The following is a 24,106-nucleotide window of genomic DNA, read 5'->3' as shown; positions in this document are numbered from 1 at the left end:
CCCCATGGCCACCGTCGTTCCCCCGTCCGCCGCAGTCTCCGTCCAGCAGGCGCGTGCGAACGCCCTGCGCGAAGCCCTCGCCACCCGGGTCGTGGTGGCGGACGGCGCGATGGGCACCATGCTGCAGGCGCAGGACCCGACCATGGAGGACTTCCAGCAGCTGGAGGGCTGCAACGAGATCCTCAACGTCACCCGCCCCGACATCGTGCGCTCGGTGCACGAGGCGTACTTCGGCGTCGGCGTCGACTGCGTGGAGACCAACACCTTCGGCGCGAACCACTCGGCGCTCGGCGAGTACGACATCCCGGAACGCGTCTTCGAGCTCTCCGAGGCCGGTGCCCGGATCGCCCGCGAGGTCGCCGACGCCCACGACGACGGCCGCACCCGCTGGGTGCTCGGTTCGATCGGTCCCGGCACCAAGCTGCCGACGCTCGGTCACGCCCCGTACGAGCTGCTGCGCGACGGCTTCGAGCGGAACGCGGCCGGCCTGATCGCCGGCGGTGCGGACGCCCTGCTGGTGGAGACCAGCCAGGACCTCCTGCAGACCAAGGCCGCGATCCTCGGCTCCAAGCGGGCGCTGGCCGCGGCCGGGCTCGACCTGCCGGTGCTGGTGCAGGTGACCGTCGAGACCACCGGCACCATGCTGCTCGGATCGGAGATCGGCGCGGCGCTGACCGCGCTGGAGCCGCTGGGCGTCGACTACATCGGCCTCAACTGCGCGACCGGCCCCGCCGAGATGAGCGAGCATCTGCGCTACCTGGCGAAGAACGCCCGGATCGGCCTGTCCTGCATGCCGAACGCGGGCCTGCCGGTGCTCGGCAAGGACGGCGCGCACTACCCGCTGAGCCCGCAGGAGCTGGCGGACGCCCACGACGTCTTCACCCGCGACTACGGCCTGTCGCTGGTCGGCGGGTGCTGCGGCACCACCCCCGAGCACCTGCGCCAGGTCGTCGAGCGGGTCCAGGGCCGGCCGGTCACGCCGCGCGACCCGCGCCCGGAGGCGGCCGCCGCCTCGCTCTACCAGTCGGTGCCGTTCCGGCAGGACCTCTCCTACCTGGCGATCGGCGAGCGCACCAACGCCAACGGCTCGAAGAAGTTCCGCGACGCCATGCTGGCCGAGGACTGGCAGGCCTGTGTCGAGATCGCCCGCGACCAGATCCGCGACGGCTCGCACCTGCTCGACCTGTGCGTCGACTACGTCGGCCGGGACGGCGTCGCCGACATGAAGGAGATCGCCGGCCGGCTGGCGACCGCCTCCACCCTGCCGATCGTGCTGGACTCCACCGAGCCGCAGGTGCTGCTGGCCGGCCTGGAGGCGCTCGGCGGCCGCGCGGTGCTCAACTCCGTGAACTACGAGGACGGCGACGGCCCGGACACCCGCTTCGGCCGGATCGCCTCGCTGGCCCGGGAACACGGCGCCGGCCTGATCGCGCTGACCATCGACGAGGAGGGCCAGGCCCGCACCGCGGAGACGAAGGTCGCGATCGCCGAGCGCCTCATCGCGCAGCTCACCACCGAGTACGGCATCGACGAGGGCTCGATCCTGGTCGACTGCCTGGCCTTCACCCTGGGCACCGGTCAGGAGGAGTCCCGCCGCGACGGCATCGAGACGATCGAGGCGATCCGCGAGCTGAAGCGGCGTCACCCGGACGTCCAGACCACGCTGGGCCTGTCCAACATCTCCTTCGGCCTCAGCCCGGCCGCCCGCGTCGTGATCAACTCGGTCTTCCTGCACGAGTGCGTCGAGGCGGGCCTGGACTCGGCCATCGTGCACGCCTCCAAGATCCTCCCGATCGCGCGCATCCCGGAGGAGCAGCGCGACGTCGCGCTCGACCTGGTCTACGACCGCCGCCGCGAGGCGGTCGGCGACGAGCCCGCCTACGACCCGCTGCAGAAGCTGCTGCAGCTCTTCGAGGGCGTCTCGATGGCCTCCACCGCCGCGTCGAAGGCGGAGGAGCTGGCGGCCCTCCCGCTCGACGAGCGCCTGCAGCGCCGGATCATCGACGGCGAGCGCAACGGCCTGGAGGCCGACCTCGACGAGGCGCTGACCGGGCGCCCGGCGCTGGAGATCGTCAACGGCACGCTGCTGGCGGGCATGAAGGTGGTCGGCGAGCTGTTCGGCTCGGGCCAGATGCAGCTGCCGTTCGTGCTGCAGTCCGCCGAGGTCATGAAGACCGCGGTGGCGCACCTGGAGCCGCACATGGAGAAGTCCGACGACGAGGGCAAGGGCACGATCGTGCTCGCCACCGTCAAGGGCGACGTCCACGACATCGGCAAGAACCTCGTCGACATCATCCTCTCCAACAACGGCTACACCGTCGTCAACCTCGGCATCAAGCAGCCGGTCTCGGCGATCCTCGACGCCGCCCAGGAGCACAAGGCCGACGTCATCGGCATGTCGGGCCTGCTGGTCAAGTCCACGGTGATCATGAAGGAGAACCTGGAGGAGCTGAACCAGCGCGGCCTGGCCGCCGACTACCCGGTCATCCTCGGCGGCGCCGCGCTCACCCGCGCCTACGTCGAGCAGGACCTCCACGAGGTCTACCGGGGCGAGGTCCGCTACGCCCGGGACGCCTTCGAGGGCCTGCGGCTGATGGACGCCCTCGTCGCGGTGAAGCGCGGCGTGCCCGGCGCGGCCCTGCCGGAGCTGCGCCAGCGCCGGCACGCCCGGGTGCAGGTGGAGGAGCCGGAGGAGGAGGTCAACCTCGGCCAGATCCGCTCCGACGTGGCCGTCGACAACCGGGTGCCCGCACCGCCGTTCTGGGGCGACCGGATCGTCAAGGGCATCCCGTTCGCCGACTACGCCTCCTGGCTCGACGAGGACGCGCTCTTCAAGGGCCAGTGGGGCCTGAAGGCCGCCCGCAACGGCGACGGCCCCTCGTACGAGGAGCTGGTGGAGACCGAGGGCCGGCCGCGGCTGCGCATGTGGCTGGACCGCCTGCAGACCGAGGGCTGGCTGGAGCCCGCCGTGATCTACGGCTACTACCCGGCCAACTCCAAGGGCGACGACCTGGTCGTCTTCCACGAGGACGGCTCCGAGCGGACCCGCTTCACCTTCCCCCGGCAGCGCCGCGGTCGCCGCCTCTGCCTGGCGGACTTCTTCCGCCCGGAGGACTCCGGTCAGCGCGACGTGCTGGGCCTGCAGGTCGTCACCATGGGCAACCGGGTGTCGGAGGCGGCCAACGAGCTGTTCGCCGGCAACGCCTACCGCGACTACCTGGAGCTGCACGGCCTGTCGGTGCAGCTCGCCGAGGCGCTCGCCGAGTTCTGGCACGCCCGGGTCCGCTTCGAGCTGGGCTTCGGCGACGAGGACCCGCAGGACGTCCGCGACATGTTCGCCCTGAAGTACCGCGGCGCCCGCTTCTCGCTGGGCTACGGCGCCTGCCCGGAGCTGGAGGACCGCGCCAAGATCGCCGACCTGCTGAAGCCGGAGCGGATCGGCGTGGTGCTCTCCGAGGAGTTCCAGCTGCACCCGGAGCAGTCCACCGACGCGATCGTCATCCACCACCCCGAGGCGAAGTACTTCAACGCGAGGTAACGCCACGGATGCGTTCCGTTCTGCGCGGAAACGGTCGCCGGGCGTATCCTGAATGATCCTGAACGGGCCGGTCCGCTCACCAGCGGGCCGGCCTGTGCCATCCCCGGATCCGTCCGGGCGCGCCCCGGCGTGCACCACCCAGGCGAAGGGATCTTCCATGACGACCATCTCGACCCTCACCGAAAGCCTCGACGGCACCGGCGGCGGCCTGCAGGCCGTCCTGCTCGACATGGACGGCACGCTGGTCGACACCGAGGACTTCTGGTGGCAGGCCGAGGCGTCGCTCTTCGCGGAGCTCGGGCACGTGCTGGACGAGGCCGACCGCGCCCACGTGGTCGGCGGCCCGATGACCCGCGTGATCGACTACCTGCTGTCGCGCACCGCGGTGACGCTCTCCCCGGCCGAACTCACCGTGCTGATCAACCAGCGCTTCGTCGACCTGCTGGCCGGCGGCGTGCCCCTGATGCCCGGCGCCGAACGGCTGCTCAACACGCTGAACGCGCACGGCGTGCCCGCCGCCCTGGTGTCGGCCTCGCACCGGCACATCATCGACATCGTGCTCGGCAGCCTCGGCGCCCACCACTTCGCCTTCTCGGTGGCCGGCGACGAGGTGCCCCGCACCAAGCCGCACCCGGACCCGTACCTGGCGGCCGCGGCCCGGCTCGGTGCCGACCCGGCGCGGTGCGTGGTGATCGAGGACGCGCCGACCGGGGTGCGGGCCGCGGAGGCGGCCGGATGCCCGGTCATCGCGGTGCCCTCGGTCGCCGCGATCGAGCCCGCGCCGGGGCGCCTGGTGGTGCCCTCGCTGGAACTCGTCGACCTGGAGCTCCTCCTCTCGGCGGTCGCCGCCCGGGTGTGAGATCGGTCTCCTTCCGGACGTACCGTGCTTTCGCGCCGCTGCCTCCCGGCAACGGTGCGTACAGGGTGCACCGGAGAAATCGGACATCGCATCACAGATCGTCGGGTTGCGGGACTCGGCGGTCGACGGCGGCCATAACGGCCGCCCGTCCGGGTGGGGGCGACGCGTGTTCGATATGGCACGCTACATCCGGTCAGTCCCCGCATACGGGGTCGAACGGACCGTCACCGACCGCGCCCCCCACCCCGGACGCACCCCACGTGACGGTTCCTCCCGGCGCCTCCCCACAAGCCCGGCCGCACGGAGAAGGAATCAAACCCGCATGTCATCCGCCAACCGCCTGGCCGTGCTGGGCTGTGCCGTCGTCGTGGCCACCGCCGCTTCCGGCTGCGCCTCCGCGACCAAGGCCGTCACCGGCAAGGACTCGCCGTCGGTGATCACCATGGGCACCACCAACGTGACCAGCGTGCTCGACCCGGCCGGCGCCTACGACGCGGGTTCCTGGCTGGTGCTGAACAACACCTTCCAGTCGCTGCTGAGCTTCCCGCCCGGCGCGACCGTGCCGCAGCCGGACGCCGCGCAGTCCTGCGGGTTCACCGGTGCCGACGCCACGACGTACGAGTGCACCGTGCGCAGCGGCCTGAAGTTCTCCAACGGCCACCCGCTGACCGCCGAGGACGTCGTCTTCTCCGTGCAGCGCATGCTGAAGATCAACGACCCGAGCGGCCCTGCCTCGCTGCTCTCGACGATCAAGTCGGTCGGGTCCGCGGACGGCGGCAAGGTGGTCTTCCACCTGAACACCCCGGACGCGGTGCTCCCGGCGAAGCTCGCCTCGGCGGCCGGCTCCATCGTCGACCACCAGGTCTTCCCGGCGGACGGCCTGCTCGCCAACGACAAGCTGGTCGGCTCCGGCCCGTACAAGATCGACTCGATCGACACGATGAGCGACGGCGAGGCGCCCGCGAAGGTCCGCCTCTCCGCGAACAGCGAGTACCGGGGCGAGAACAAGCCGCAGAACGGATCGTTCGCGCTGCGCTACTTCAACACCCCGGACGAGCTCAAGTCCGCCCTCGAACAGGGCGACGTCGACCTCGCGGACAACAGCATGGAGCCCGCCGCCGCGGCCCGGATCAAGGACGACCAGATCGCCGGCAAGGGCGACCTCAAGGTCGCCGAGGGCGAGAGCGCCGAGACCCGCTTCCTCGTCCTCAACACCAAGGACCCGGTCGCCGGCAACCCCGCCGTCCGCCAGGCCGCCGCCCAGCTCCTCGACCGCAAGGCACTCGCCCACACGGTCTACGCGGGCACCGTCCAGCCGCTGTACTCGCTCGTGCCCGCCGGCATCACCGGCCACAACACGGCCTTCTTCGACCGCTACGGCGACCCGAGCACCGAGAAGGCCAGGAGGATCCTCTCCGCGGCCAAGGTCCAGACCCCGGTCAAGCTGACCCTCACCTGGTCGCGCGCCCGTGCCGGCGTCGCCGAGATGAACCAGTTCAAGAAGGACCTGGAGGCCGGCGGCCTCTTCCAGATCACCGTGAAGCAGGAGCCGGACTGGAAGAAGTACCAGGCCGGCTGGAAGGCCGGGATCTACCAGGGCTACACCGTCGGCTGGACCCCCGACTACGTCGACCCCGACGACTTCGTCACCCCGATCGTGGTCGACGGCGGCGCCTTCCACAACGGCTGGGACGACCAGCGCGTCAGCACCAGGCTCGTGCCCGCCAGCATCAAGCTGACCGACCGCACCGCCGGCGGCGCCTACGGCCAGATCCAGAACATCGTCGCGGAGGCCGCCCCGGTCATCCCGCTGTTCCAGGCCAAGTCGTTCTACGTCTCGCGCAACGACATCACCGGCGTCGACGCGACCGTCGACACCACCGGCGTCTTCCGCCTCTGGCTGATCGGCCGCACCGAGAACGTCGGCTGACCGACCGTACGCCGACGGCCCGCCCCCTCCGCGAGGAGGAGGCGGGCCGTCGGCCTGTCCGGGGCCGCCGTCAGAGCGCGCCGGGACGCACCAGGCCGGACTCGTACGCGTACACCGCGGCCTGCACCCGGTCACGCAGGCGCAGCTTCGTCAGCACGTGGCCGACGTGGGTCTTCACCGTCGTCTCGCTGACGAACAGCTCGGCGGCGATCTCCGCGTTCGACAGCCCCCGGGCGACCAGCCGCAGCACCTCCACCTCGCGCTCGGTCAGCGCGCCCAGCGCCTGCGGCGGCGCCTCCTCGCCGGACGGCAGCCGGGTGGCGTACATGTCGAGCAGGCGGCGCGTCACCGACGGCGCCAGCATCGCCGCGCCGTCCGCGACCACCCGGATCGCCTGCACGAGCTCCTCGGCCGGCACGTCCTTCAGCAGGAAGCCGCTCGCCCCGGCGCGCAGCGCCTCGACCACGTACTCGTCGAGGTCGAACGTCGTCAGCACCAGCACCTTCGCCGGGCCGTCGCGGCCGGGCCCGGAGATCCGCCGGGTCGCCTCCACGCCGTCCATCCGCGGCATCCGGATGTCCATCAGCACCACGTCCGGCTGGAGCGCCCGCACCTGCTCCAGCGCCTGCTGGCCGTCCCCGGCCTCGCCGACCACCACCAGGTCGGGCTCGGCCTCCAGGATCATCCGGAAACCGGTGCGCAGCAGCGGCTGGTCGTCCACCAGCAGCACTCTGATCGTCACCTACGACTCCTCGCTCACCATGGGATCCCCCGGGGGATCGTCGTCGGGCCGTCGCGCCGCGGGCAGCGGCAGCGGGTACGGCGGGGGAGTGCCGCCGAACTCCGGGCAGCGGGCCTTGTGGTCGCACCAGTCGCAGAGCCGGTTGCGGGTGGCGGGGAACTCCCCGGTCTCCACCGCCCGCGAGATGGTCTCCCACAGCGCGTGCAGCTTGCGCTCCACCGCGAGCAGGTCGGTCTCGTCCGGGTCGTACGTGACCACGTCGCCGCCCCCGCCGAGGTAGACCAGCTGCAGGCGCCTGGGGATCACGCCCTTCCAGCGCCACACCACCAGGGCGTAGAACTTCATCTGGAACATCGCCTTGCCCTCGAAGTCCCGCGAGGGCGCCCGGCCGGTCTTGTAGTCGACCAGCCGCACCTCGCCGCTCGGGGCGACGTCGACGCGGTCGATGTAGCCGCGCAGCAGGAGCCCGGACCCCAGCGCCGTCTCCACGTACAGCTCGCGCTCGGCGGGGTGCAGGCGGGTCGGGTCCTCCAGGCGGAACCAGCGGTCCACCAGCTTCTCCGCGTCGCCCAGCCAGCCCGCGAGGGCGGTGCCGTCCGGGTCGTCCGGGAAGAGCTCCGCCAGCTCGGGCCGCTCGCCCAGCAGCCGCTCCCACTGGGGGCGCAGCAGCGAGCGGGCCAGGTCGGCGGTCCGCTCGGCCGGCGGGTGGTCGAACAGCCGCTCCAGCACGGCGTGCACCACCGTGCCGCGGGTCGCGGCCGGGCTCGGCGGTTCGGGCAGGCGGTCGATCACCCGCAGCCGGTACAGCAGGGGGCAGGTCATGAAGTCGCCGGCGCGCGAGGGCGAGAGTCCCGTCGGCGGGGCCGCCGGCCGGGCCGTCGGGCCGGTGTCCGTCTGGTGCATGCCCCCGACCCTATTGCCCTCCGCTCACATCCCGCTGTCGGCCCACTGACACCGCGACCGCTGCGCGGGTCACAACCGGGGTATGACCCCCTACGAGCGCCGCCCCCCGAGGGGCGCGCGCGGGATCCGGACGGAGATCACGTAGCGTGGGCGCCACGGCGCGGGCCGGTACGACGGGGACGAGAGCGAAGGGGACGCGGTGAGCGACACCAGGGGGCAGCGGACCTCCGAGCAGCCGCCGGCCGGCCGGGCCGGCGACCCGCAGCCGCGCGGCGGAATCATGGTGGGCCGCCCCTTCGGCGTCCCGGTGTACGTCACGCCGTCCTGGTTCGTCATCGCCGCCCTCATCACCTGGATCTTCGGCGGACGCCTCACCGAGGTGCTGCCCGACCTCGGCGGCACCCGCTACCTCGTCTCCTTCTCGTTCGCCGTCGCCTTCTACGCCTCCGTGCTCGTCCACGAGCTGGCGCACACCGTGATCGCCCTGCGCTACCGGCTCGGCGTGCGCAGCATCCAGCTGCAGTTCTTCGGCGGCGTCTCCGAGATCGAGAAGGAGGCCGAGACCCCGGCCCGGGAGTTCTGGCTCGCCTTCGTCGGACCGCTGCTCTCCCTCGTCCTCGGCGGCGTGTTCTACCTCGCGACGAACGCCGTCGAGCTCGACACCGTGCCCGGCGTGCTCCTCGCCGGCCTCATGGTGAGCAACCTCGTCGTCGCCGCCTTCAACCTGCTGCCCGGCCTCCCGCTGGACGGCGGCCGCATGCTGCGCGCCGTCGTGTGGGGCGCCACCGGCCGCCCGATGGCCGGCACCGTCGCCGCCGCCTGGGTCGGCCGCGGCCTCGCCCTCGCCGTGCTCATCGGCCTGCCGCTCGTCAGCGCCGCCCAGACCCCGCAGCAGTCCACCGGCGACAGCCTCGTCGACGGCGTGCTCGCGGCCATCCTTGCGATCATCATCTGGAACGGCGCCACCGGGGCCGTCCGCAACGCCCGCCTGCGCGAGGTCCTGCCCGGGCTCGACCTGCGCGAACTCGCCCGCCGCTCCGTCGACGTCACCGCCGACACCCCGCTCGGCGAGGCGCTGCGCCGCGCCCACGAGGCCCGGGCCGGCGCGATCGTCGTCGTCGACGGACGCGGCGAGCCCTCCGCCCTGGTCACCGAGGCCGCCGTCGCGAAGGTGCCCGAGCACCGCCGCCCCTGGATCGCCGTCGGCGCCGTCGCCCGCGACCTCGAACCCGGCCTGCGCCTCGACCTCGCGCTCACCGGCGAGGACCTCCTCACCGCCCTGCGCCGCACCCCGGCCGCCGAGTACCTGGTCGTCCGCCCGGACGGCAGCCCGTACGGCGTGCTCGCCCTCGCCGACCTCGAACGCCGCCTGGCCCGCGCGCTCGGCGGCCGCTGAACCGCTCCGCCGCCGCGGCCCGCCGAAACGATCTGCCGCCCGGCCGCCCGGCCCGCGCCGGGCCGCTGGTCGGGGGAGCGCCGCCGTTCCCTTAGGATTGGCCGCATGTCCGAACCGACCGGTGCCACCCGCCGACGCGGGCCCTTCCAGGTCGGGGACCAGGTACAGCTGACCGACCCCAAGGGCCGCCACTACACGTTCACGCTCCAGGCCGGGAACCAGTTCCACACCCACAAGGGTGCGTTCCCGCACGACGAGCTGATCGGCGCCCCCGAGGGCACGGTCGTACGCACGACGGGCAACGTCCCGTACCTCGCGCTGCGCCCCCTGCTCCCCGACTACGTCCTCTCCATGCCCCGCGGCGCGGCGGTGATCTACCCCAAGGACGCGGGTCAGATCCTGGCGATGGCCGACATCTTCGCGGGCGCGCGCGTCGTCGAGGCCGGCGTCGGCTCCGGCGCGCTCTCCACGTACCTGCTGCGCGCCGTCGGGGACACCGGCATGCTCGCCTCGTACGAGCGCCGCGAGGACTTCGCCGAGATCGCCAGGAACAACGTCGAGCGGTACTTCGGCGGCCCCCACCCGGCGTGGAAGCTCACCATCGGCGACCTGCAGGACAACCTCGTCGAGAACGACGTCGACCGCGTCATCCTCGACATGCTCGCCCCCTGGGAGTGCCTGGACGTCGCCTCCAAGGCGCTCGTCCCCGGCGGCCTCATCTGCTGCTACGTCGCCACCACCACGCAGATGTCGAAGACCGTCGAGGCGCTGCGCGAGCACGGCACCTACACCGAGCCGCAGGCCTGGGAGACCATGGTCCGCACCTGGCACCTGGAGGGGCTGGCCGTCCGCCCGGACCACCGGATGATCGGCCACACCGGCTTCCTCCTCACCGCCCGCCGCCTCGCCGACGGCGTCGAGCCCCCGCTGCGCCGCCGCCGCCCCGCCAAGGGCGCCTACGGCGAGGAGTACGACAACGGCAGCCCCGAGCCCTCGCTGGCCGAGCGCGCCGCCGTCCGCCGGGCCACCCGCGAGACCGCCGCCACGGACGGCGTCGAGCTGCCCTGACGCCGAGACGGCCCGTCCTCCGGGGGGCGGCGCAACCGGCCCCCGACCGGCTGCGCCGCCCCCCGCCGCATGCCCGTGACGGGCTGTCGGGGCCGATGCCCGGACGCCCCGGGCGGTGTGGGACGATGCTCGCTCACAACAGCCGCCGTGCCCGCCGGGGCACCCTCGTGGTGGAGAGGACTGCCTGGTGGAAGCAGCGGTCGAGGCGGAGAACCCCGTGACGGCGGACGGTGCCCGTACGGCACCCGGCCACGCCCGGAGCGGGATCGGACACTGGGCCCTGGTGGCGGCGGGCTGCGCCGCGGTCGTCGCCGGCGCACTGGCGGCCTCCCCGGCCGAGGGCACCCCCGCCGCGGCCCGCCCGACGGCGAAGGCTGCGCCGCCCGCGGCGGCCCCCGATCCGGCGAAGGCCGAACTTCCCCTTGACTGCGGGCCGTTCCCGGTGGCGGTCGTGCTGAAGGTGAGCGCCGATCTCGGTGACGGTTCGCCCAGCACCGTGGTCGCCGCGCACTGCGCCGCGGACAACGGCACCCCGCCGGACGGCGTCTTCGTGCTCACGGCCGGCCCCGGCGGCCGTCCGGAGGTCGCCGCGACCCTGCTGGATCCGGCCGCCGACAACCTGACCGTCACCGCCCTGACGGTGCGCAGCGACGGCGAGATCCGCGCCCGCGCCCGGGGCTACTCCTCGCCCGACGTGCCGCGGTGCTGCCCGGACCGCTCCCTCGCGATCGCCTGGAAGCGGAACGCGGGCCACTGGGTGCGGGCCGAGAGCGCCGCACCGGCCGGTCAGGTCTGACCCCGGCGGACGCGCAGGACCCGCCGGGCCGGGCCGGCCGGGCGGTCAGTCCGCGTCGGGGCCGTAGACCTCGACGCGGTCGGCGACCCGGCGCACGTGGATGCAGTCGCCCGGGCACTCCTTCGCGGAGTCCACGACGTCCTGAAGCAGCGTCAGGGGCACCGGCGCGGTCTGGCCGGGCTGCTGGCGCAACTCGTCGTCGTCGCCCTTGACGTAGGCGAGGCCGTCGATGTCGAGCTCGAAGACCTCCGGCGCGTACTGGACGCAGATGCCGTCGCCCGTGCACAGGTCCTGATCGATCCAGACTTCGAGCTCTTCGCCGGTCGCGGACATGTCCCCTGCCGTTTCTGTACCGGAATGCCCCGCTTCGTGTGGCATTTCCACTCCTCCTGCAGTGCCGACCTTACCCCTGCCCTGCTTTGAACCGTTGAGCGGTGGGCACATCCACTACCAGAGGGGAAGCAACGCAAGGGCGAAGATCGGACACGCCCGATCCATCTTTCTGATCTAGGGGTTTACAGACCCCTGGCTCCAGGTAGGTTTGGGTCGTCCAGCTCCCCCAGGAGGAGGTGAGGACCGTGGCAGCCAACGATGACGACTACAACCGCAGCGCCGGCCGGCCCGCTCGTGGTTCCGACGAGGCCGCGCAGGTCTCGTACCTCGAGCAGGAGATCGCCGCCCTGCGTCGTAAGCTCGCCGACTCGCCGCGCCACTCGAGAATCCTCGAGGAGCGCATCGTCGAGCTCCAGACCAACATGGCCGGAGTTTCCGCCCAGAACGAGCGGCTCGCCGCCACGCTCCGTGAGGCCCGCGACCAGATCGTGGCCCTCAAGGAGGAGGTGGACCGCCTCGCCCAGCCCCCCGCCGGATTCGGCACCTTCCTCAGCGCCAACGAGGACGGCACCGCGGACATCTTCACGGGTGGCCGCAAGCTGCGCGTCAACGTCAGCCCGAGCATCGAGCTGGAGGAGCTGCGCCGCGGCCAGGAGGTCATGCTCAACGAGGCGCTCAACATCGTGGACGCGATGGCCTTCGAGAGCATCGGCGACATCGTCACCCTCAAGGAGGTCCTCGAGGACGGCGAACGCGCCCTGGTGATCGGCCACACCGACGAGGAACGCGTGGTCCGGCTTGCCGAGCCGCTGCGCGACCTCACCCTGCGCTCCGGCGACGCCCTCCTTCTGGAGCCCCGCTCCGGATACGTCTACGAGGTCGTCCCCAAGTCCGAGGTCGAGGAACTGGTCCTCGAAGAGGTCCCGGACATCGACTACCGGCAGATCGGCGGCCTCGCCGGCCAGATCGAGCAGATCCGCGACGCGGTCGAGCTGCCGTACCTGCACGCCGACCTCTTCAAGGAGTACGAGCTCCGTCCGCCCAAGGGCGTCCTGCTCTACGGCCCTCCCGGCTGCGGCAAGACGCTCATCGCCAAGGCGGTCGCGAACTCGCTGGCCAAGAAGGTCGCCGAGGTGACCGGCCGGCCGCAGGGCAAGAGCTACTTCCTCAACATCAAGGGCCCGGAGCTCCTCAACAAGTACGTCGGCGAGACCGAGCGGCAGATCCGCCTGGTCTTCCAGCGTGCCCGGGAGAAGGCCAGCGAGGGCACGCCCGTCATCGTCTTCTTCGACGAGATGGAGTCGCTCTTCCGCACCCGTGGGTCCGGTGTCAGCTCGGACGTGGAGAACACCATCGTCCCGCAGCTGCTCGCCGAGATCGACGGCGTGGAGGGCCTGGAGAACGTCATCGTCATCGGCGCCTCCAACCGCGAGGACATGATCGACCCGGCGATCCTGCGGCCCGGCCGCCTGGACGTCAAGATCAAGATCGAGCGGCCGGACGCCGAGGCGGCGAAGGACATCTTCTCCAAGTACCTCAAGGACTCGCTGCCCTTCCACCCGGACGACGTCAAGGAGCACGACGGCTCGCTGGTCTCCACCGTGGCCGGGATGATCCAGGCGGTGGTCGAGCGGATGTACTCGGAGACCGAGGACAACCGCTTCCTGGAGGTCACCTACGCCAACGGTGACAAGGAGGTCCTGTACTTCAAGGACTTCAACTCCGGCGCCATGATCCAGAACATCGTCGACCGCGCCAAGAAGATGGCCATCAAGGACTTCCTCGACCACGGCCAGCGCGGCCTGCGCGTCTCCCACCTGCTCGCCGCCTGCGTGGACGAGTTCAAGGAGAACGAGGACCTGCCCAACACCACCAACCCGGACGACTGGGCCCGGATCTCGGGCAAGAAGGGCGAGCGGATCGTCTTCATCCGCACCCTGGTCACCGGCAAGCAGGGCGCGGAGTCCGGCCGCTCCATCGACACCGTCGCCAACACGGGGCAGTACCTGTAACGACGCCGAACCCCTCCGTCCGGCTGCGGTGCCACCCGCCCCGCAGCCGGACGGCGCGTCTCCGCAGGATCACCAAGGGCAAGGAGGGCCGCATGACCGTACGCCGCGTGATGGGCATCGAGACCGAGTACGGGATCTCCGTGCCCGGCCACCCCAACGCCAACGCCATGCTCACCTCGTCCCAGATCGTCAACGCGTACGCCGCGGCGATGCACCGGGCCCGCCGGGCCCGCTGGGACTTCGAGGAGGAGAACCCGCTGCGCGACGCCCGCGGCTTCGACCTCGCACGCGAGGTGGCGGACTCCAGCCAGCTGACCGACGAGGACATCGGCCTCGCCAACATCATCCTCACCAACGGTGCCCGGTTCTACGTGGACCACGCCCACCCCGAGTACAGCTCGCCCGAGGTCACCAACCCGCGCGACGCCGTGCTCTGGGACAAGGCGGGCGAGCGGATCATGGCCGAGGCGGCCGCCCGCGCCCTGGAACTGCCCAACGGGCAGACGATCCACCTGTACAAGAACAACACCGACAACAAGGGCGCCTCCTACGGCACCCACGAGAACTACCTGATGAAGCGGGCGACGCCGTTCGCCGACATCGTCCGCCACCTCACCCCGTTCTTCGTCTCCCGCCAGGTCGTGACCGGTGCCGGCCGGGTCGGCCTCGGACAGGAGGGCTCCGCCGACGGCTTCCAGCTCAGCCAGCGCGCGGACTACTTCGAGGTCGAGGTGGGCCTGGAGACCACCCTCAAGCGCCCGATCATCAACACCCGCGACGAACCGCACGCCGATGCGGAGAAGTACCGCCGGCTGCACGTGATCATCGGCGACGCCAACCTCTCCGAGATCTCCACCTACCTCAAGCTCGGCACCACCTCGCTGGTGCTGGCCATGATCGAGGACGGCTTCATCGCCGTCGACCTCGCCGTCGACCAGCCGGTGCGCACCCTGCACCGGGTCTCCCACGACCCGGGGCTCGACCAGCTGATCACGCTGCGCAGCGGGCGCAAGCTCACCGCGGTGCAGTTGCAGATGGAGTACTGCGAGCTGGCGAGCAAGTACGTCGAGGACCGCTACGGCCAGGACGCCGACGACCAGACCCGCGACGTGCTGGCCCGCTGGGAGGACGTCCTGGGCCGGCTGGAGCGCGACCCGATGAGCCTGTCGAGGCAGCTCGACTGGGTCGCGAAGAAGGAGCTCCTGGAGGGCTACCGCCAGCGCGACGGCCTGGACTGGGACAACCCCCGGCTGCACCTCGTCGACCTGCAGTACAGCGACGTGCGGCCCGACAAGGGCCTCTACAACCGCCTGGTCGCCCGCGGCCGCTTCGAGCGGCTGCTGACCGAGGAGGAGGTGCTGCGGGCCGTCGGCAAGCCGCCGGAGGACACCCGCGCCTACTTCCGCGGGCGCTGCCTGGAGCAGTACGCCGACCACGTCGCCGCGGCCTCCTGGGACTCGGTCATCTTCGACCTGCCCGGGCGGGACTCGCTGCAGCGCGTGCCCACCATGGAGCCGCTGCGCGGCACCCGTGAGCACGTCGAGAGCCTGCTCGACCGGTGCCGCACGGCCGAAGAACTGGTTCGTGTACTGTCCGGAGGGTAACTCTTCGATCACCGGGGGTGAATCCCGTCGTGAAGGGGAATCATTCCGGGGAGCGCCGGACGTTGAAGCAGAACCGGGCGCGAATGTCGTACCCGGCGGATAGGGTCTGACCACACAGAGCGAGCGGGGTGAGGGAAATGGCTAGCAAGGACACCGGCGGCGGCCAGCAGCGGGCGAACCGCTCCTCGGAGGAGGTCGAGGAGCAGTCCGTAGAGACGCAGGCCTCCGACGAGCTGAAGGAACGCCAGGAAAAGCTCAGCGACGACGTCGACGCCGTGCTCGACGAAATCGACGAGGTCCTCGAGTCGAATGCCGAGGATTTCGTCCGCGGTTTCGTGCAGAAGGGCGGCGAGTAGGAGGGGGTATTCCCCTTTCCCGAATCGCTTCCGCAGTGTCGCGCTGCAGGTGTGCACCCGCACGCCTGCAGCGCGCTCTGCTCCCACGGCAGCCCTCGGCGGCGGCTCCCGGCGGCATCCGTACGGCTTCGCCGATCCTGTGGATCACGGGCGGCCGACGCGGGTAGGGTCCGGGCATCAGGTGCTTGATCGTCAACCTGGAAGGAATCGTGTGGAAGCCAACACTGGTGGCACCGGGCGTCTACCGGCTGCCTTCCTGACCCCCGGGTCGTCGTCGTTCCTCGAGTTCCTGGGCCGGCACTCGCCCGAGCTGCTGCCCGGCAACCGCACCCTCCCCGAGGGGCTCGCCGTCGAGGCACCGCACGGCACCACCATCGTCTCGGCGGTCTTCGAAGGCGGTGTCGTCATCGCCGGCGACCGCCGCGCGACGATGGGCAACGTCATCGCCCAGCGCGACATCGAGAAGGTCTTCCCGGCCGACGAGTACAGCGCCGTCGGCATCGCCGGCACCGCGGGCCTCGCCGTCGAGATGGTCCGGCTGTTCCAGCTGGAGCTGGAGCACTACGAGAAGATCGAGGGCGCCGTCCTCTCCCTGGAGGGCAAGGCCAACCGGCTCACGACCATGATCCGGTCGAACCTCGCGATGGCCATGCAGGGCCTCGCCGTCGTGCCGATCTTCGCCGGCTACGACCTGAACCTCGGCCGCGGCCGGATCTTCACCTACGACGTCACCGGCGGCCGCTCCGAGGAGCGCGGCTTCGCCGCCACCGGCTCCGGCTCGGTCTTCGCCCGCGGCTCGCTCAAGAAGCTCTACCGCGAGGGCCTCGGCGGCGAACAGGCCGCCACCCTCGCGGTCCAGGCGCTCTACGACGCCGCGGACGACGACTCCGCCACCGGCGGCCCCGACCTCGCGCGCGGCATCTACCCCATCGTCTCGCTCATCACCGAGGACGGCTTCCGCCGGCTCACCGACGGCGAGGTGGCCGAGATCGCGGCCTCCATCACCGCCGGCCGCCGCGAGCACCCCAACGGGCCGCAGGCCCCGCTCCTCTAGTCCGCCACACTCCCAGGAAGAAGGGGAAGACCGCCGGTGTCCACACCGTTCTACGTCTCGCCTCAGCAGGCCATGGCGGACCGCGCGGAGTACGCCCGCAAGGGCATCGCCCGCGGCCGAAGCGTGGTCGTGCTCACCTACGCCGACGGCGTCGTCTTCGTCGCGGAGAACACCTCCCGGGCGCTGCACAAGGTCTCCGAGATCTACGACAAGATCGCGTTCGCCGCGGTCGGGCGCTACAACGAGTTCGAGAACCTCCGCATCGGCGGCGTGCGCTACGCCGACCTGCGCGGGTACTCCTACGACCGGGCCGACGTCACCGCCCGCGGCCTCGCCAACGTCTACGCGCAGACCCTCGGCACCATCTTCTCCTCCGTCGGCGAGAAGCCGTACGAGGTCGAGCTGGTCGTCGCCGAGGTCGGCCGCGGCGTCGACGACGACCAGATCTACCGGCTCACCCCGGACGGCTCCGTCGTCGACGAGAAGAACTACGTCGTCGTCGGCGGCAACTCCGACTCCATCGGCAACTACATCGGCCAGCACCACCAGGCCGGCATGGCCCTCACCGAGGCCCTCCGGGTGGCCGTGGACGGCCTCGCCCGCGACCCCAACGGCGGCAGCCCGCGCACGCTGACGCCGGAGCAGCTGGAGGTCGCCGTGCTGGACCGCGAGCGCGTCCAGCAGCGCAAGTTCAAGCGCATCCTGGGCGGCCAGCTCGGCCGCCTCCTCGGCGGCGACGCGTCCGCCGCGGACGAGGAGGACGAGCCGTCCGCCGCGCACAAGGACGGGCCGTCCACGGGCGGGGCGCCGGCCGACGAGTGACCCGGCCGCGTGAATCCCGTACGGCGCAGGAACCGCGCCGTGCGGGATTCACGTGCGCCTGCCGGGATATGAGGCGGTGGCATGGTCGGATTGCCGAGGACCGTTGCCCGGAACCGTCGGCAGGGCCGTTGGTCCTTTCGGCTGGGCCGAAGGGGTTTCGGAATGCTCCCGGAAGAGAAAAGATGCCTCATGGACCGCCGAATTTTCGGGCTGGAGAACGAGTACGGTGTCACGTGTACGTTTCGGGGACAACGGCGTCTGTCTCCGGACGAGGTGGCCAGGTACCTCTTCCGCCGCGTAGTTTCCTGGGGCCGCAGCAGCAATGTGTTCCTGCGCAACGGTGCACGCCTGTATCTCGACGTGGGCTCGCACCCCGAGTACGCCACTCCGGAGTGCGACGACGTCACCGAACTGGTGACGCACGACAAGGCCGGTGAGCGCATCCTGGAGGGCCTGCTCGTGGACGCCGAACGGCGCCTCCACGAGGAGGGCATCGCCGGGGACGTCTACCTCTTCAAGAACAACACCGACTCGGCCGGCAACTCCTACGGCTGCCACGAGAACTACCTCGTGGCCCGGCACGGGGAGTTCTCCCGGCTCGCCGACGTGCTCATCCCGTTCCTGGTCACCCGCCAGCTGATCTGCGGCGCCGGCAAGGTGCTGCAGACGCCTCGGGGCGCGGTCTACTGCGTCAGCCAGCGGGCCGAGCACATCTGGGAGGGCGTCAGCTCGGCGACCACCCGATCCCGTCCCATCATCAACACCCGCGACGAGCCGCACGCCGACGCCGAGCGGTTCCGCCGCCTCCACGTCATCGTCGGCGACTCCAACATGTCGGAGACCACCACCCTGCTCAAGGTCGGCGCCACCGACCTCGTGCTGCGCCTCATCGAGGCGGGCGTGGTGATGCGCGACCTCACCCTGGAGAACCCGATCCGGGCGATCCGCGAGGTCAGCCACGACCTGACCGGCACCCACCAGGTGCGGCTCGCCAACGGCCGCGAGGCCAGCGCGCTGGACATCCAGGAGGAGTACTTCACCAAGGCGCTGGAGTTCGCGGACCGCAAGGGCCTCAACACCGGCACCATCGCCCGTGTGCTCGAACTCTGGGGGCGCACCCTGGAGGCCGTCCGCACCGAGGACCTCGACCGCGTCTCGACCGAGATCGACTGGATCATGAAGTACCGGTTGATCGAGCAGTACCGCGAGAAGCACCAGATGACGATGTCGAACCCGCGGGTCGCCCAGATCGACCTCGCGTACCACGACATCCACCGCCGCCGCGGCCTGTTCTACCTGCTCCAGAACAAGGGGCGGGCCGCACGGGTCACCACCGACCTCAAGACCTTCGAAGCCAAGTCGGTGCCCCCGCAGACCACCCGGGCCCGGCTGCGCGGCGACTTCATCCGCCGGGCGCAGGAGCAGCGGCGCGACTTCACGGTCGACTGGGTGCACCTGAAGCTCAACGACCAGGCACAGCGCACCGTGCTGTGCAAGGACCCCTTCCGCTCGGTCGACGAGCGGGTGGAGAAGCTCATCGCCGGCATGTGACGGCGGCGCGGGGGCGGTGCCCGGACGGTCCGTCCGGGCACCGCCCTTTTGCCTTGCGTGAGCCTCCCCGGCGGGGGCGGACCCGGGCCATACGCTGGCGGCCATGCGTCGATTCGCCGGACTGCCGGCCGTGCCCCTAGCCGCCCTGCTCGTCGTGGTGCTGTCCGGCTGCAGCAGCGGCTCGTCCGGCTCCGCCGGCGGCTCGCCCTCGGCTTCCGCGTCCGCGACGGCGGTGCCGAGCCCGGTCGAGTCGGCCGACCCGATGCCCAAGGTCTCCGGGGAGGTCGGCTCGAAGGCCGTCATCGAGATCCCGGCGGAGAAGCCCGGCGGCGAGTTCGTCGTCGCCACCGTCCACGAGGGCGACGGGGCCACCGTCGCCAAGGGCGACTGGGTGACCGTCAACTACACCGCCAAGGACTGGACGACCGGCAAGGACGTCTCCAGCTCCTACGACTCCGGCGGCAAGCCCCAGCTCTACCAGGCCGGCAGCGGGCAGCTGGTGCCCGCCTTCGACCAGTCGGTCGTCGGCAAGAAGGCCGGCAGCCGGCTGCTCGTCGTGGCGCCGCCCGCGGCCGGTTTCGGCACCGCCGGCAACACCTCCGCCGGGGTCGGCTCGCAGGACACCGTGGTCTTCGTGCTGGACATCGTGGACGTCGTCCCGCCGGACTCGACGGTCTCCGGCGACGTCACCGCGCCGCCCGCCACGGCGCCCCAGGTGAAGGACAACGGCAAGCAGGCGCCGACGATCACCATCCCCGCCGGCCAGGCCCCGCCGACCGAGCTGCAGACCTACGTGCTGATCAAGGGCGACGGCAAGGAGGTGCAGTCCGGCCAGCAGCTGCTGGTGCAGTACACGGGCGTGCTGTGGTCCGACGGCAAGCAGTTCGACTCCTCCTTCGAGCACGGCGGCGCGCAGGCCCTGCAGGTCGGCACGGGCAGCCTCATCAAGGGCTGGGACCAGGGGCTCGTCGGCCAGACCGTCGGCAGCCGGGTCATGCTCGTGGTGCCGCCCGCCCTCGGCTACGGCAACCAGTCCAGCGGGCCGGTGCCCGCCGACGCCACCCTGGTGTTCGTGATCGACATCCTGGAGGCGGTCTGACGCCGCCCTCCCGGCGGACGGATCGTGCACCGGAGGGCCCGTCCTCATCCGGACCTGACATACTGCTGCCGTTTTCCGCACTGTGGCAGGCGGGGTCAGGTCCGGCGAGGGCATGGCACGGCGAGATGGATGGGGAGTCATGACTGAGAAAGCGTCGAGCCCGGGCGAGACCGGTACCGCCGCGGGCGACCCGGCGGCCGCACGGCCCGGCGGCCCGCTGCCCGGCGACGGCGAGTCGATCGTCGTCCCGCCCGCGATCCTGAAGCAGCAGGCCGGCTGGGGCCAGACCCCGGCCCGGCCCGCCGGGACCCCGGAGGACGACGAGCCGCAGGTCTTCGCGTCGACCGTGCGCCGCAAGGACCTCTCGGAGGCCGGCTACGACGAGGACCCGCCCGGCGTGGGCCGCCTCGGCGTCATCCTGGGCACCGTGCTGGCCGTCCTCATCGTCGGCAGCGGCATCACGCTGTACATGGTGAACAAGGACGACTCGCCGTCCGCCGCGGCCACCCCGGACTCCGTCGCGAGCGCCTCGCCGACGCCCACCGAGGCGCCGGTCCCGGCGATCAAGGACAGCGCCAAGGTGCTGCCGACGGTCGCCGGCGACTTCGGCACCAAGGCAACGATCACCCTGCCCAAGGAGGCCGCCGACGGCACCTTCGTGGTGAAGGAGATCAAGGCCGGCGACGGCGTCAAGGTCGAGAAGAACACCTGGGTCACCGCGGACTTCTCCGCCAAGAACTGGGGCACCGGCAAGGACCTGGAGGACTCGTACGCCTCCGGCAAGCCGCAGCTCTTCCAGGCCGGCCTGGGCAAGCTCATCCCGGCCCTCGACCAGGCCGTGGCCGGCCACAAGGCGGGCAGCCGCCTGCTGGTCGTCGCGCCGCCCGCCGCCGCGTTCGGCTCCGCCGGCAACACCGGGATGGGCGTCGGCCCGAAGGACACCCTGGTGTTCGTCATCGACGTCCGCGGCGCCACCGCCCCCGACGCGGTGGTCAGCGGCACCGTCACCCCGCCGCCGGCCGACATGCCGAAGGTCACCGACAACGGCAAGAAGCCGGCGACCATCACGCCCGTCAAGGGCGCGGCCGACCCGACCGAGCTGAAGTCGCACGTCCTCATCCAGGGCAAGGGCCGCAAGATCGAGTCCGGCGAGAAGGTCCTCGTCCAGTACACCGGCGCGCTGTACAAGGACGGCAAGAAGTTCGACTCCTCGCTCGACCGCGGCCAGGCCTTCTCCTTCGTCACCGGTGGCGGCGGCGTCATCGAGGGCTGGGACAAGGGCGTCACCGGCCAGACCATCGGCAGCCGGATCGAGCTCGTCATCCCCGCGTCGCTGGGCTACAAGGACCAGGCGCAGGGCGACATCCCCGCCAATTCGACACTCGTCTTCGTGATCGACATCCTGGATGCCGGCATCGGGTCCCAGGACTAGGTGCCGGCAGGCCGCCCGGCCCGGACGACACGTCGTTCCGGGCCGGATGGCCGTGACGGGAGGCGGAGCGCCGTACGGTGGACCGCAGGGGTGCCCCGCCGCCCCGTCGTGTCCGTACCGACGAACGAGATGAGTCTGTTGTGAGCCTTACCAAGCCGGAGATCGAATTCCCGGGCGGCGAGCCGCCGGTGGAGCTGCAGATCCGCGACATCGTGGTCGGCGACGGTGCCGAGGCCAAGGCCGGCGCGACCGTCCAGGTCCACTACGTGGGTGTCACCTTCGCGTCCGGCGAGGAGTTCGACGCCTCGTGGAACCGCGGCAGCACCTTCAGCTTCCCGCTCGGCGCCGGCCGAGTCATCAAGGGCTGGGACCAGGGTGTCCAGGGCATGAAGGTCGGCGGCCGCCGCGAGCTGGTCATCCCGCCGCACCTGGCCTACGGCAACCAGTCGCCGAGCCCGCTGATCCCCGCCGGCTCGACCCTGATCTTCGTGGTCGACCTGCTCGGCGTCTGACACCGCCGCACGCCGGGCCGCACCCCTCCGCGGGGTGCGGCCCGGCGCCGTTTCCGGCCCTGCCCGCCGCCGAACCCGGACTCGGCTTTCGCCGCGCGTGTCCGGACCGGTACGGTCGGGTCCGCCGGATCACGAAAGCGCCGGTCACCACGGACAGGAAGGCCAGCGATGGCGATCGCCAAGGCGGAGCGCTTGATGAACCTCGCGCTCTGTCTGATGAACACCAGACGGCCGCTCTCCAAGAAGGAGCTGCGCGAATCCGTCGAGGCCTACCGCGAGGCCTGGCAGCAGGGCAGCGAGGACGCGTTCAACCGCATGTTCGAGCGCGACAAGGACGACCTCCGCGAGCTCGGCCTCGTCATCGACGTCGACGAGAACGCGATCGACGGCGAGATCGGCTACCTCGCCCGCCGCGACCGCAACCGCCTGCCGGAGATCGCCCTCGACGCCGAGGAGGCCGCCGCCCTCACCCTGGTCGCCCGGGTGTGGCAGCAGGCCAAGATGTCGGGCGCCGCCAGCGGGGCCCTGCAGAAGCTCCGCGCGGCCGGCGTGCCCTTCGCCGAGGACGCCGAGCACAGCGCCCTCCAGCCCCGCATCCCGGCCCGCGAGGCCGCCTTCGAGCCGCTCCTCGTCGCCGCCCGCGACCGGCGCCCCGTCACCTTCGACTACCGCAAGGCCGGGGCCGCAGGCCCCGAGCAGCGCTCCGTCGAGCCGTGGGCCCTGGAGTGCTGGCGCGGCCACTGGTACCTCGCCGGCTTCGACCGCGACCGCGGCAGCGCCCGCGTCTTCCGCCTCAGCCGGATCACCGGCAAGGTGCGCTCCCGCGCGGGCGGCTTCACCGGCGACATCCCCGAGCACGTCGACGTCCGGGCCACCGTCGCCCGCTTCGCCGGCGAGGGCGCCACCACCACCGCCACCGTCCGGCTGCGCCGCGGCGCGGCCTTCCCGCTCCGCGCCAAGGCCGTCGCCAGCAGCCGCGTCGACGAGCAGTGGGACGAACTCGAGATCCCGTACGGCAACGGGCTCGGCGCCGACCTCGCCGAGTTCGGGCCCGACGTCGTCGTCCTCGGACCGGACGACCTGCGGGCGGACGTCATCGACCGGCTCCGCGCGGTGGCCGGACTCAACGAGGTGGGGGCATGAGCAACGCGATCGACCAGACCCGGCGGATGCTCTCGCTGGTCACCTACCTCCGCGAGCGGCCCGGCGCCGAGGTCGCCGAGGTGGCCCGCGCCTTCGGCATCACCGAGCGCGAACTCATCGGCGACCTCAACGTGCTGCCGATGTGCGGCACCAGCTTCCGCGGCGGCGACCTCCTCGACATCGACACCGACGGCGACCGCATCTGGTGGCACAACGTCGACGACGTCGCCCAGCCGCTGCGCCTCGCCGCCGACGAGGCCACCGCCCTGCTCGTCGCCGCCCGCGCCGTCGCCGGCCTGCCCGGCCTGCGCCGCCGCGACCGCGAGGCCCTGACCCGCGCCGTCACCAAGATCGAGGACGCCGCGGGGGAGAGCGCCGAGTCGAGCGCCCGCATCGGCGTCACCTTCGAGGCCGAGGGCCAGGTCTTCGCCGACATCGACCGCGCGCTCACCGAGGGCCGCCGCCTCTGGCTGCGCTACTGGTCGCACGGGCGCGGCGGCATGACCGAGCGCGAGGTCGACCCGATCCGCCTCGTCGCCGAGGGCCACACCTACCTCGAAGGCTGGTGCCGCACCTCCGAGGACCGCCGGATCTTCCGCCTCGACCGGGTCGCCGAACTCCGCGTGCTCGACGAGCCCGCCGACCCGCCCCGGCTGGAGCCCCGCGACCTCTCCGCCGGCCTCGTCAACCCGGCCGCGGACGACCCCGAGGTCGTCGTCGAGGTCGGCCCCGGCGGACGCTGGGTCGCCGAGTACTACACCCACGACAAGGCCGAGGAACTGCCCGACGGCGGACTGCGCATCACCCTGCGCAGCGCGGACCCGTCCGGACTGCGCCCGCTCGCCCTGCGGCTCGGCCGCGACGGCCGGATCGTCTCCCCGCCCGACCTCGCCGGCCAGGCCCGCGAGGCCGCCCTCGCCGCCCTCGGCGGCTACCCGGACGGGCGGTCCTGACCG

Annotated in this window: 20 protein-coding genes; 17 read left to right on the top strand and 3 right to left on the bottom strand. The window is 71.7% G+C overall.

The window, feature by feature from the left end; translation table 11 throughout:
• The first annotated feature begins 4 nt into the window (after window positions 1–4).
• From metH to OG335_RS09045, 3 genes are all read left to right on the top strand, one after another.
• Window positions 5–3,538 carry a methionine synthase gene (metH, locus tag OG335_RS09055; protein ID WP_405010522.1) on the top strand — a complete coding sequence of 1,178 codons (3,534 nt, stop codon included), beginning with the start codon at window positions 5–7 and terminating at the stop codon, window positions 3,536–3,538.
• Window positions 3,539–3,695: 157 nt separating this feature from the next.
• A complete protein-coding gene (locus OG335_RS09050; RefSeq protein WP_405010521.1) occupies window positions 3,696–4,397 on the top strand; it encodes an HAD family hydrolase in 702 nt (233 codons plus the stop codon).
• Between the two features lie 322 nt (window positions 4,398–4,719).
• Window positions 4,720–6,327 carry an ABC transporter substrate-binding protein gene (locus OG335_RS09045; RefSeq protein WP_405010520.1) on the top strand — a complete coding sequence of 536 codons (1,608 nt, stop codon included), beginning with the start codon at window positions 4,720–4,722 and terminating at the stop codon, window positions 6,325–6,327.
• A gap of 70 nt (window positions 6,328–6,397) precedes the next feature.
• On the opposite strand, the gene OG335_RS09040 is transcribed toward OG335_RS09045, so the two are convergent.
• Both OG335_RS09040 and OG335_RS09035 read right to left on the bottom strand, forming a co-directional pair.
• Entirely contained in the window at window positions 6,398–7,069 is a 672-nt protein-coding gene (locus tag OG335_RS09040) for a response regulator (RefSeq protein ID WP_405010519.1), read from the bottom strand.
• Window positions 7,070–7,972, bottom strand: coding sequence for a RecB family exonuclease (locus OG335_RS09035; protein WP_405010518.1), 903 nt, complete (start codon window positions 7,970–7,972; stop codon window positions 7,070–7,072). It lies immediately after the preceding gene.
• 199 nt (window positions 7,973–8,171) lie between these two features.
• On the opposite strand from OG335_RS09035, the gene OG335_RS09030 reads away from it, so the two are divergent.
• The 3 genes from OG335_RS09030 (at window position 8,172) to OG335_RS09020 (ending at window position 11,232) form a co-directional block, all read left to right on the top strand.
• Entirely contained in the window at window positions 8,172–9,368 is a 1,197-nt protein-coding gene (locus OG335_RS09030; protein WP_405010517.1) for a site-2 protease family protein, read from the top strand.
• Between the two features lie 105 nt (window positions 9,369–9,473).
• Complete coding sequence (locus tag OG335_RS09025; protein ID WP_405010516.1) at window positions 9,474–10,436, top strand: tRNA (adenine-N1)-methyltransferase; 963 nt, start codon at window positions 9,474–9,476, stop codon at window positions 10,434–10,436.
• Window positions 10,437–10,623: 187 nt separating this feature from the next.
• Window positions 10,624–11,232, top strand: a complete 609-nt coding sequence (locus OG335_RS09020; protein ID WP_405010515.1) for a hypothetical protein — start codon at window positions 10,624–10,626, stop codon at window positions 11,230–11,232.
• Between the two features lie 45 nt (window positions 11,233–11,277).
• On the opposite strand, the gene OG335_RS09015 is transcribed toward OG335_RS09020, so the two are convergent.
• A complete protein-coding gene (locus OG335_RS09015) occupies window positions 11,278–11,565 on the bottom strand; it encodes a ferredoxin (protein WP_405010514.1) in 288 nt (95 codons plus the stop codon).
• Between the two features lie 245 nt (window positions 11,566–11,810).
• Here OG335_RS09015 and arc point away from each other — a divergent pair, with 245 nt between their 5' ends.
• From arc to OG335_RS08960, 11 genes are all read left to right on the top strand, one after another.
• Complete coding sequence (gene arc / locus OG335_RS09010; RefSeq protein WP_405010513.1) at window positions 11,811–13,577, top strand: proteasome ATPase; 1,767 nt, start codon at window positions 11,811–11,813, stop codon at window positions 13,575–13,577.
• A gap of 92 nt (window positions 13,578–13,669) precedes the next feature.
• Entirely contained in the window at window positions 13,670–15,181 is a 1,512-nt protein-coding gene (dop, locus tag OG335_RS09005) for a depupylase/deamidase Dop (protein WP_405010512.1), read from the top strand.
• Between the two features lie 137 nt (window positions 15,182–15,318).
• Window positions 15,319–15,537, top strand: a complete 219-nt coding sequence (locus OG335_RS09000) for a ubiquitin-like protein Pup (RefSeq protein ID WP_405010511.1) — start codon at window positions 15,319–15,321, stop codon at window positions 15,535–15,537.
• 211 nt (window positions 15,538–15,748) lie between these two features.
• On the top strand, window positions 15,749–16,591 hold the full coding sequence (gene prcB, locus OG335_RS08995; RefSeq protein WP_405010510.1) for a proteasome subunit beta: 843 nt from the start codon (window positions 15,749–15,751) through the stop codon (window positions 16,589–16,591).
• Between the two features lie 36 nt (window positions 16,592–16,627).
• Window positions 16,628–17,413, top strand: a complete 786-nt coding sequence (prcA, locus tag OG335_RS08990; RefSeq protein WP_405010509.1) for a proteasome subunit alpha — start codon at window positions 16,628–16,630, stop codon at window positions 17,411–17,413.
• Between the two features lie 189 nt (window positions 17,414–17,602).
• Window positions 17,603–18,964 carry a Pup--protein ligase gene (gene pafA, locus OG335_RS08985; protein WP_405010508.1) on the top strand — a complete coding sequence of 454 codons (1,362 nt, stop codon included), beginning with the start codon at window positions 17,603–17,605 and terminating at the stop codon, window positions 18,962–18,964.
• A gap of 103 nt (window positions 18,965–19,067) precedes the next feature.
• Window positions 19,068–20,063 carry an FKBP-type peptidyl-prolyl cis-trans isomerase gene (locus tag OG335_RS08980; protein ID WP_405010507.1) on the top strand — a complete coding sequence of 332 codons (996 nt, stop codon included), beginning with the start codon at window positions 19,068–19,070 and terminating at the stop codon, window positions 20,061–20,063.
• 139 nt (window positions 20,064–20,202) lie between these two features.
• Entirely contained in the window at window positions 20,203–21,495 is a 1,293-nt protein-coding gene (locus OG335_RS08975) for an FKBP-type peptidyl-prolyl cis-trans isomerase (protein ID WP_405010506.1), read from the top strand.
• 140 nt (window positions 21,496–21,635) lie between these two features.
• Entirely contained in the window at window positions 21,636–22,007 is a 372-nt protein-coding gene (locus tag OG335_RS08970) for an FKBP-type peptidyl-prolyl cis-trans isomerase (protein WP_405010505.1), read from the top strand.
• Window positions 22,008–22,175: 168 nt separating this feature from the next.
• Window positions 22,176–23,150 (top strand): helix-turn-helix transcriptional regulator, encoded by a 975-nt coding sequence (locus tag OG335_RS08965; RefSeq protein ID WP_405010504.1) that lies wholly within the window; start codon window positions 22,176–22,178, stop codon window positions 23,148–23,150.
• The gene (locus OG335_RS08960) at window positions 23,147–24,103 is read left to right on the top strand and encodes a helix-turn-helix transcriptional regulator (RefSeq protein WP_405010503.1); all 957 of its coding nucleotides are present in this window, start codon (window positions 23,147–23,149) and stop codon (window positions 24,101–24,103) included. The genes OG335_RS08965 and OG335_RS08960 overlap by 4 nt, the downstream gene beginning before the upstream one ends.
• Window positions 24,104–24,106 lie beyond the last annotated feature (3 nt).

Source organism: Kitasatospora sp. NBC_01539, from assembly GCF_045040525.1.
GTDB lineage: Bacteria > Actinomycetota > Actinomycetes > Streptomycetales > Streptomycetaceae > Kitasatospora.
Note: the sequence above shows the minus strand (reverse complement) of the source record. Positions and strands in the feature narration are given on the sequence as shown.

What these genes read in the sequence shown, in the direction of transcription:
- OG335_RS08960 (WP_405010503.1), top strand. Translation starts at nt 23,147, where the DNA reads ATGAGCAACGCGATCGACCAGACCCGGCGGATGCTCTCGCTGGTCACC.
- OG335_RS09050 (WP_405010521.1), top strand. Translation starts at nt 3,696, where the DNA reads ATGACGACCATCTCGACCCTCACCGAAAGCCTCGACGGCACCGGCGGC.
- OG335_RS09025 (WP_405010516.1), top strand. Translation starts at nt 9,474, where the DNA reads ATGTCCGAACCGACCGGTGCCACCCGCCGACGCGGGCCCTTCCAGGTC.
- dop (WP_405010512.1), top strand. Translation starts at nt 13,670, where the DNA reads ATGACCGTACGCCGCGTGATGGGCATCGAGACCGAGTACGGGATCTCC.
- OG335_RS08975 (WP_405010506.1), top strand. Translation starts at nt 20,203, where the DNA reads ATGACTGAGAAAGCGTCGAGCCCGGGCGAGACCGGTACCGCCGCGGGC.
- OG335_RS09015 (WP_405010514.1), bottom strand. Translation starts at nt 11,565, where the DNA reads ATGTCCGCGACCGGCGAAGAGCTCGAAGTCTGGATCGATCAGGACCTG.
- metH (WP_405010522.1), top strand. Translation starts at nt 5, where the DNA reads ATGGCCACCGTCGTTCCCCCGTCCGCCGCAGTCTCCGTCCAGCAGGCG.
- OG335_RS09035 (WP_405010518.1), bottom strand. Translation starts at nt 7,972, where the DNA reads ATGCACCAGACGGACACCGGCCCGACGGCCCGGCCGGCGGCCCCGCCG.
- OG335_RS09045 (WP_405010520.1), top strand. Translation starts at nt 4,720, where the DNA reads ATGTCATCCGCCAACCGCCTGGCCGTGCTGGGCTGTGCCGTCGTCGTG.
- pafA (WP_405010508.1), top strand. Translation starts at nt 17,603, where the DNA reads ATGGACCGCCGAATTTTCGGGCTGGAGAACGAGTACGGTGTCACGTGT.
- OG335_RS09000 (WP_405010511.1), top strand. Translation starts at nt 15,319, where the DNA reads ATGGCTAGCAAGGACACCGGCGGCGGCCAGCAGCGGGCGAACCGCTCC.
- OG335_RS08965 (WP_405010504.1), top strand. Translation starts at nt 22,176, where the DNA reads ATGGCGATCGCCAAGGCGGAGCGCTTGATGAACCTCGCGCTCTGTCTG.
- OG335_RS08980 (WP_405010507.1), top strand. Translation starts at nt 19,068, where the DNA reads ATGCGTCGATTCGCCGGACTGCCGGCCGTGCCCCTAGCCGCCCTGCTC.